The 920-nt window shown below is 72.8% G+C and carries 1 protein-coding gene and 1 pseudogene; both read right to left on the reverse strand.

The features are described from left to right. Positions 1–59: 59 nt before the first annotated feature. Entirely contained in the window at positions 60–470 is a 411-nt protein-coding gene (locus K6I33_RS35310; RefSeq protein ID WP_238492419.1) for a MarR family transcriptional regulator, read from the reverse strand. A 324-nt stretch (positions 471–794) separates the two neighbouring features. Continuing rightward, positions 795–920: pseudogene (locus K6I33_RS35315) on the reverse strand (MarR family transcriptional regulator); the annotation flags it as partial.

The raw sequence follows: 920 nt of genomic DNA on the forward strand, positions 1-920 counted from the left end.
GAACCGGGGGGTCCACCCGACCCTCCCCCAGCTACCGCTGGGAGGTGCCCCCACAGGCGCTACGCCTCGGCCCGCTCGTTCAGCTGGTGAAGCAGCCGGGCCAGCTCGGCGACCTCGACGCGGTTCCAGTCCGCGAACTTGCGGATGTACTGCGCACGACGGGCGTCACGCACACGGGTGAATCGTTCCCGCCCCTCCCCCGTGATCCGGATCAGGGCGGCACGGCCGTCGGCGGGGTCCGGGTCGCGGACGATGAGGCCGAGGTCGCCGAGGGCGCGCAGCTGGCGGCTCATGGTGGCCTTGCCGACGCCGAAGTAGGCGGCGAGGTCGGTGGCGCGCTGCGGGCCGCCCTCCTCCAGCCGTACGAGCAGCCCGTACGCGGCGGGCTCCAGGTCGGGGTGGACCTCGCGGGCCATCTCGCCGGAGGACGCGCGGGCGCGGCGCAGGAAGACCGCGAGCTCGCGCTCCAGGGCGAGGAAGGCGGGGTCGACGGCGGGTCCCCCGCACGGTTCCGCGCCGGCGCCGGCGCCCCGGCCGGGCGCGTCCTCCTCAGGGAGCGGGGCACTGGTCTCGGGGGTCTCCTGCACGTGAGGCCCTTTCCTGCTTTCAGCCGCTGAAAAATCATTTCGGCCGCGTCGTGTCGCCGCAGCCCCGTCAGTATTTCGCAGGATTGGTGCAGTGGCAGCACCCCGGGTCCCCATCGCGGTGTGCGCCACCGCCCCTCACCCCATTAATGACATGGTCATACCAATTCGATAGCCGTTGAATTCTCCCCCACTCTCCCCCCACCCTGGCCGTACGAGCAGCCCGTACGCGGCGGGCTCCAGGTCGGGGTGGACCTCGCGGGCCATCTCGCCGGAGGACGCGCGGGCGCGGCGCAGGAAGACCGCGAGCTCGCGCTCCAGGGCGAGGAAGGCGGG

This window comes from Streptomyces sp. UNOB3_S3 (genome assembly GCF_020740895.1).
Taxonomy (GTDB): domain Bacteria; phylum Actinomycetota; class Actinomycetes; order Streptomycetales; family Streptomycetaceae; genus Streptomyces.